General features: G+C 63.8%; 6 protein-coding genes and 1 pseudogene. 1 reads left to right on the forward strand and 6 read right to left on the reverse strand.

The genetic code is table 11. From position 1 onward, the window contains the following. Positions 1–1,343: aminopeptidase family protein P (locus EN750_RS11030; protein WP_145967554.1), on the forward strand; the 1,343-nt coding region annotated here is incomplete at its 5' end. On the opposite strand, the gene EN750_RS11035 is transcribed toward EN750_RS11030, so the two are convergent. From EN750_RS11035 to EN750_RS11060, 6 genes and pseudogenes are all read right to left on the reverse strand, one after another. Then, positions 1,333–2,229: a LysR family transcriptional regulator gene (locus EN750_RS11035; protein ID WP_127396438.1), complete on the reverse strand. Its 897-nt coding sequence runs from the start codon at positions 2,227–2,229 to the stop codon at positions 1,333–1,335. The genes EN750_RS11030 and EN750_RS11035 overlap by 11 nt on opposite strands. Before the next feature lie 352 nt (positions 2,230–2,581). Continuing rightward, positions 2,582–2,878, reverse strand: a complete 297-nt coding sequence (locus EN750_RS11040; protein WP_127396439.1) for an AzlD family protein — start codon at positions 2,876–2,878, stop codon at positions 2,582–2,584. Then, complete coding sequence (locus tag EN750_RS11045) at positions 2,875–3,603, reverse strand: AzlC family ABC transporter permease (protein WP_127396440.1); 729 nt, start codon at positions 3,601–3,603, stop codon at positions 2,875–2,877. Before EN750_RS11045 ends, EN750_RS11040 begins: the two co-directional genes overlap by 4 nt. A gap of 111 nt (positions 3,604–3,714) precedes the next feature. Then, a complete protein-coding gene (locus EN750_RS11050; protein WP_127396441.1) occupies positions 3,715–4,407 on the reverse strand; it encodes a TIGR02453 family protein in 693 nt (230 codons plus the stop codon). After that, the gene (gene ligA / locus EN750_RS11055; RefSeq protein WP_127270946.1) at positions 4,407–6,611 is read right to left on the reverse strand and encodes an NAD-dependent DNA ligase LigA; all 2,205 of its coding nucleotides are present in this window, start codon (positions 6,609–6,611) and stop codon (positions 4,407–4,409) included. Before ligA ends, EN750_RS11050 begins: the two co-directional genes overlap by 1 nt. A 111-nt stretch (positions 6,612–6,722) precedes the next feature. After that, positions 6,723–7,485, reverse strand: a pseudogene (locus tag EN750_RS11060) (DNA repair protein RecN); the annotation flags it as partial.

Genomic DNA, 7,485 nt, shown 5'->3' on the forward strand with positions numbered 1-7,485 from the left:
AACTTCCCCCGATCGGCTTTGCCGGCGACCTCGCCAAGGACAAGCTCGCGCGGTTGGCGGCGGCGATCGCAAAGGACGGCGCCACCCATGCGGTGCTGACCGACCCCTCCTCCATCGCCTGGGCCTTCAACATCCGCGGCGGCGACGTGCCGCACACGCCGCTGGCGCTCGGCTTCGCCATTCTTGCCGCCGATGGGTCGCACCAGCTTTTCATGGATAAGCGCAAATTCTCGCGCCAGGTCGCGGCCTATCTCACCCAACTCGCCGAGCCGCATGGGCCCGGCGAATTCCAAGCCGCGATCGTCGCCCTTGCCAAGAGTGGCGCGAAAATCGCGCTCGACCCGGTGCTGGCGGCCGACCGGCTGCGCATGCTGGTCGAGGCCAATGGCGGCGCCGTCGTTGCAGCAGCAGACCCCGCCCGCATCCCGCGCGCCACCAAGAACCAGGCCGAGATCAACGGCTCGCGCGCCGCGCATCGGCGTGACGGTGCGGCCGTGGCGAAGCTTCTGTGCTGGCTGGAGCGGCAAAAACCCGGATCGCTCGATGAGATATCGGTGGTCACCCGGCTGGAGGAGACGCGGCGGCAGACCGGCGAGGAAACGCAGATGCCGCTGCGCGATGTCTCCTTCGACACCATTTCGGGCGCCGGTCCGAACGGTGCCATCATGCATTACCGCGTGTCGCGCGCCACCAGCCGCAAGCTGCAGGCCGGCGAACTGTTCCTGCTCGATTCCGGCGCGCAGTATCAGGACGGCACCACCGACATCACGCGCACCGTGCCGATCGGCCAGCCGACGCAGGAGATGCGCGAACGCTTCACCCTGGTACTGAAAGGCATGATCGGCATTTCCACCTTGCGCTTTCCCTCCGGCACGCGCGGCTCCGAGATCGATGCCGTCGCGCGCATGGCGCTGTGGAAGCACGGTTGCGACTTCGCCCACGGCACCGGCCATGGCGTCGGCTCGTATCTGGCGGTGCATGAAGGGCCGCAGCGCATCGCCCGCACCGGCACCGAAAAGCTGCTCGAAGGCATGATGCTGTCCAACGAGCCGGGCTACTACAAGGAAGGCGCCTACGGCATCCGCATCGAGAACCTGATCCTGGTGACGCCGGCGCAAGAGATCGAGGGCGGAGACATCGCCATGCACGGCTTCGAGACGCTGACGCTGGCGCCGATCGATACCAGGCTGGTGCAGTCGGACCTCCTGACGCGCGACGAGCTGCATTGGCTCGACGCATATCATGCACGCGTGTTGGCCGAGATCGGGCCGATGCTCGACGGCGAGACGCTGGCCTGGCTAGGAAAGGCCACCGCGCCATTGCCGCACGATCTCAAGCAGTAGCCGCGGCGGAAACCTTGCTTGGTATTGGGGAGCCTTGCTCCGCAAGCAGCTCCCGCAAAGCCTGGACGTTGGGAGAGCCGGCTCCCTTGCGCCAAAACAATACCGTCAGGGCACTGTCCTCGTCCGAAGGCAGTTCATGCACCTGCAGCCTGCCACTTTCAGGGAAGCCCTTGAGCACGCTTTTGGGCATCAGCGCTATGCCCATGCCGGCCGCCACGCAACCGAGCATCGCATGATATGAACCGAGCTCGACGATTTGCTCGGCCATGAAGCCTCGGCGCGCATACCATTCTTCCAGCCGCCTGCGATGTGGACAGCCATGCTCGAAGGCTATCATGGTTTTGGGCATGTCGCTGCGGTCCTCAATCGAACCGCGCGATGCCGCAGAGACAATGACCAATTCCTCACGAAATGCAGCCTGCTTCTCGAATGGAGCGTCTGCGAGCGGCTCGGCCGCGAGCGCAGCGTCGACTTCGCCGGCGAGCATGGCGGCCGCGAGAACCTGCGGGTTGCCGGTGCGCAGTTGAATCTCCACCTCGGGATAGCGTGCGTGGTACTCGGCGAGCAGGCCAGGAAGCCGAGCCGCGGCGGTGCTCTCCATAGCGCCAAGTCGCAGCTTACCGCGTGGGCGCGGATCGAGGACCGCCGTTCGCGCTTCCTCGGCAAGCGCCAGCAACCGGTCCGCGTAGACAACCAACCTTAGGCCGGCGGGCGACACCTGCAGCCGCTTACCTTCGCGGATAAACAGCCGCACGCCCAGATCCTCTTCAAGCTGCCGGATGCGAGTGGTCACGTTGGACTGCACGCGAAACAGCTTTTCCGCCGCCTTGGTGATACCGCCCTCGCGCACCACCATGCGAAAGATGCGAAGGTCGGCCAAATCCATACATCTCTCCCGGAGAATAAAATGATCTTAATAATTCATTTTATCGGATGATCAACGGCGCGTAAATCGCCTGTTATCGACGCCGATCCGGGCGTCCACGGGAGATGGAAATGTCACCAGAACCTCTCGGCCCCTGGCCGATCGATCTTGGCGCATTGACTCCGATGCAGCGCGACGCCCTTTACACCAACCTTGTGCGTCACGCCCATCAGGAGAGATCGGAGGCAATTCGGCTGAGCGCGGTGTGGATCGCTTCGATTTTCAAGAAGCGCCTGACAGGAATTATTGCCTCGATCACTACATGTGTCGGCGCCGCGTTGGTGAGCATACGTGGACTGACCAAGACAAAAAGTCAGCCGGCGAACTGCCGGGCGATGATCAGCACCGCCGCACCCGCCAAGAACATTGCCATCAGCCCGCCGCGCAGCGAAACCAGCGCGGTGACCACCAGTGCCGCCCACTCCGCCGGCCCGGCATTCAACAGTTCCGGCGCCACCAGCGTCGTCAGCACCGCCGCCGGCACGGCGTTGAGACCGGCCTCGACGCGCGGATGGATTGTTTCGAAGCGGGAGATGACCAGATGCCCGCCGATGCGCGTCAGATAGGTCGCGACCGCACCGGCGATGATGACCCAGAATGTCGTGCTCATGGCCGCGCCTTTACGCCGCTGTGATGGGGAGGCAGGATGACCGCCAGCAGCACACCGGCAACAGCGCCGATCGAGACATGCCAGGGCGAGCCCACGGTCTTATAGGCGATGATCGAGGCGGCGGCGCTGGCGATGACCACCGGCAGCCACAGCGGCCGCTTGCGGAAGCCCAGCACGAGACCGAGGAAATAGATCGGCAGCAGGAAATCGATGCCGAGCGCATGCGTGTCGGGGATCAGCTTGCCGAACAGTGCGCCAAGCGCGCTTTCGACGATCCAGAACAGATAGACCGGCAGGCCAAGTCCCAGATACCAGGCAAAGCCGACCGTCTGGCCCGATTGCGCCCGCGCTTCGGCTACCGCGAATTGCGGATCGGTGAGGATGAAATAACCAAGTGCCTGCTGGATGACAGGCCAGTGCGCGATGCGCCGGCCGATGCCTGCGGAATAGAGCACGTGGCGGAAATTGACGGCGAAGATCGACAGCACGATCAGCCACGGCGCCACATGCTGGCCGAACAGCTGGATGCCGACCATCTGGCTGGCGCCGCCATAGACCAGCGCGCTCATCAGGAAGGCTTCCAGGACCGAGAAGCCATTGTCGACGGCGAGCGCGCCGAACAGCACCGCAAACGGCGCCGACGCCACCACGACAGGCATCGACAGCCGCACGCCCTGCCAGAAATCGCTTTTATCGCCGCTCTCGGAAATTGCTTGCGCCGACATGGCCTCTCCTTGATCAGGGCCTGATGTAGGAAGCGCTGCCTGCCTTGTCACACGAATTCGCTTGAGCCAAACGATCAGCGGAAATGATCGTCGGGTTACCGGAGCCGAAGGCTAGTCAAGCGAACCTTTGCCCTCGATCGCCCTGCCCCAGTCGAGCAGCGGCTTGGCGCGCAAGGTGAAATCGACGAGCTCGTCGACCAGATCAGCCGTATGGATTCCCGCCGGATCGATGACATGCTGGACATAGAAATGCCGGTGGCGGATGGCGGCGACCAGATCGGGATCGCTGATTTCCTCGAAGCCGCGTGGCGTACGCTTCATACGGCCTTCGGTCTCGAGTTCAAGCCGGTTCTTCTTCAACGCCGCCACTAGGCCGCGAAAATTGTCCGGCTTGGTCGCGATGGCTTTGCGCATCGCCAGCAGCAGCGCCGGCTCCGGCTGCCACCAGGCAATGTCGGCAAAACAGCGCTCAAGCCCGATATGCACGTAGAACACACCCTGCTCCATCTTGGTGCCGTCGGGCGACAGGATGCCCGACAAATGCCTGTTGTAGGGCCGCTTGTCTTTGGCGAAGCGCACGTCGCGATTGATCCGGAACAGCGACTTCTTGCGATCGCCGCGCAGGCCGAGTCCGGCCTCCGCGAAACGCTCGGTCAGCGTGTCGACCAGATCACTGAGCGGATCACGCAGCTCCTTTTCGAACAGGTCGCGGTTTTCTAAAAACCACTCTCGGCTCTGGTGGAAATCCAGCGCCTTCAGGAACGGAATGGCTTTCGGGCCGAAACCCTTGAATGCGCCTTCCATCACGCCTTGCCGATCCGTACCAGCCAGCCATCCTCGTCGATCACCTCGATGCCGAGTTCGCTGGCAAGCTTGAGCTTGGAGCCGGCACCCGGCCCGGCGACCACCAGATCCGTCTTTGCCGAAACCGAGCCCGCGACCTTGGCGCCCAGGCGCTCCGCCATCGCCTTGGCTTCGGAGCGTGTCATCTTCTCCAGCGAGCCCGTGAACACGACCGTCTTGCCGGCGACCTCGCTGTCGGCCGAGACGTTGACGATATACGGCTTCGGCTTGACTTGGCGGAGCAACGCGTCAAGCACGTCGTCATTGCGCTCATTGCCGAAGAAGTCGCGCAACGCATCGATCACGGTATCGCCGATGCCGTTGACCGAGGGGAAAACCGTGTGTGGATCCTCCGCTGCCGCTGTCTCCTTGCCGACCCGGATCATCTCCTCGATGGTCGAGAAGGTGCGGGCAAGCACGGCGGCCGTCGTTTCGCCGATATGGCGGATGCCGAGCGCGAAGATGAAACGGTCGAGCTCCGGCTCGCGGCGCGAGTCGATGGCGGCGAACAGCTTGTCGAGGCCCTCATAGTTGCGATCCTCGACGCTGCGCACATTCTTGCGCGTCTTGCCCGATGCGGCCTCGCGCTGCCTCGCCTGCTCCTCGCGGCGTTCGGCCAGCGCCCTGGTGACGGCCGGACGGCGATCCCTGAGCGTGAAGATATCGGCGGCGGTCTTGATCAATCCCGCATTGAAGAACGTGTCTATGTTCTCCGCGCCGAGGCCTTCGATGTCCAGGGCGCCGCGTGACACGAAGTGGCGCAATCCTTCCACCGCCTGCGCCGGGCAGATCAGTTCGCCGGTGCAGCGCCGGCGGGAATCTTCCTTGCCGGTCTTTTCGTTGATCTCGCGCGTCGCCGGCGAGCCGCAGATCGGGCAAGTGTGAGGGAACTCGTAAGGCACCGCATCAGCAGGCCGCTTGTCGATGACGACGCTGACGATCTGCGGAATGACATCGCCTGCCCGCTGGATCACGACCGTATCGCCGATGCGCACATCGATGCCGTCGCGGATCGGCTCGCCGGTCGAGTCCAGGCCCTTGATGTAGTCCTCATTGTGCAGCGTGACGTTCTCGACCACGACGCCGCCGACTGTGACCGGCGCCAGCCGCGCAACCGGCGCCAGCGTACCGGTACGGCCGACCTGGATGTCGATCTTCTGCACGGTCGTCATCGCCTGTTCGGCCGGGAATTTATGCGCGACCGCCCAGCGCGGTTCGCCGGTGACGAAACCCCAGCGGCGCTGCAACTCCAGCTGGTCGACCTTGTAGACGACGCCGTCGATATCGTAGCCGAGCGCCGAGCGCTGCTCCTCGATCCGATGATAATGCGCGATCAGCTCCTCGGCCGATTTCGCCCGCACCATCAGCGGACTGATCTTGAACCCCCACTCGGCGAATTTCTGCACCGAATCATATTGGGTCGGAGCGGGATCAGCCGTCGTGTAACCCCAGGCATAGGCGAAGAATTTGAGGTTGCGGCTGGCGGTGACGGATGGATCCTTCTGGCGCAGCGATCCGGCCGCCGTATTGCGCGGATTGACGTAGTCCTGGCCGCCGGCCGCAGCCGATCGCTGCTTCAGCGCCTCGAATTCCGCATAGGTCATGTAGACCTCACCGCGGATCTCGATGATTTCGGGCCAGCCCGAGCCTTTCAGCTTCGCTGGAATATCGGCGATCGTCTTCAAATTGGCGGTGATGTCTTCGCCAACGGCGCCGTTGCCACGCGTCGCGCCCTGCACGAACACACCGTTTTCGTAACGCAGCGAAGCCGACAGCCCGTCGATCTTCGGTTCGGCTGTGAAGGCGATGTCGAGCTCCTTGTCGCGATCGAAGAACCGCCGCCCGCGTTCGATGAAATCCGTGACGTCATCGTCGGTATAGGCCTTGGCAAGGCTGAGCATCGGCACGGCATGGCGCACCTTGGTAAAGCCTTCCGCCGGAGCGGCTCCGACCCTGAGCGATGGCGAATCCTCGCGCACCAGCGCCGGAAAGCGCTCCTCGATGGCAAGGTTGCGCCGTGCCAGCGCATCATACTCCGCATCGGTGATAACAGGCGCATCTTCGGTATGGTAGCGCCGGTCGTGCTCGGCGATCTCTTCCGCCAGCCGCTTCAGCTCGGCTTCGGCCTCGCTTTCGGTCAGGGCATCAACTGGTTTTTCGGACATGCTTTCTTCCCCGAACGGTGGCGCTACACAATAGATCAGGATTTTAGGAAAATCATTCCTGAACAGCAGGATGGAGCCATATCCTGACTCGATCCCTGACATCAGCTGTTCTTATGCAGCTGTGGTGTTCTCGCGCAGCAACCGTTCGGCGGCCGCGCGCGCTTCATCGGTGATGGTGGCGCCGGCCAGCATGCGAGCGATCTCTTCCTGCCGCGCCGGCCGGTCCATCTCGGCGATGCCGGTGGCGACACGGTCGGTGGTGCCGGATTTGGAGATCAGGAAATGCGTCGCCGCGCGTGCCGCCACCTGTGGCGCATGCGTCACCGACAGCACCTGGACGCGCTTCGACAGTCGCGCCAGCCGCTGGCCGATGGCGTCGGCGACAGCGCCGCCCACACCGGTGTCGATTTCATCGAACACCAGCGTCGGCGCCGAACCGCGGTCGGCCAGCGCCACCTTCAGCGCCAGAAGGAAGCGCGAAAGCTCGCCGCCAGAGGCCACTTTCATCATCGGCCCGGGCCGCGTGCCTGGATTGGTGCGCACCCAGAATTCGATCTGGTCGATCCCCTCTTCCATACGGCTCTCGGCCTCGCTCTTCATTTCCACGATAAAGGCGGCGCGTTCGAGCTTCAGGGCCGGCAGTTCGGCCATCACGGCCTTGGTCAGGCCTACCGCCGCCGCATGACGCAGCGAGGACAGCTGCGCGGCGGCAATGTCGTAGGTCTCGCGCGCAGCGGTGGCCTGCTTTTCCAGCCCATGCAGGCGCTCCTCGCCGGCATCGAGATCGGCGAGATCGGCCGACATCGTGTCGCGCAGCTGCGCCAGATCGTCGACGGCGACGCTGTGCTTGCGCGAGGCGGCGCGCAGCGAAAAC

The sequence above is a fragment of the Mesorhizobium sp. M7A.F.Ca.ET.027.03.2.1 genome, assembly GCF_003999175.1.
Lineage (GTDB): Bacteria > Pseudomonadota > Alphaproteobacteria > Rhizobiales > Rhizobiaceae > Mesorhizobium.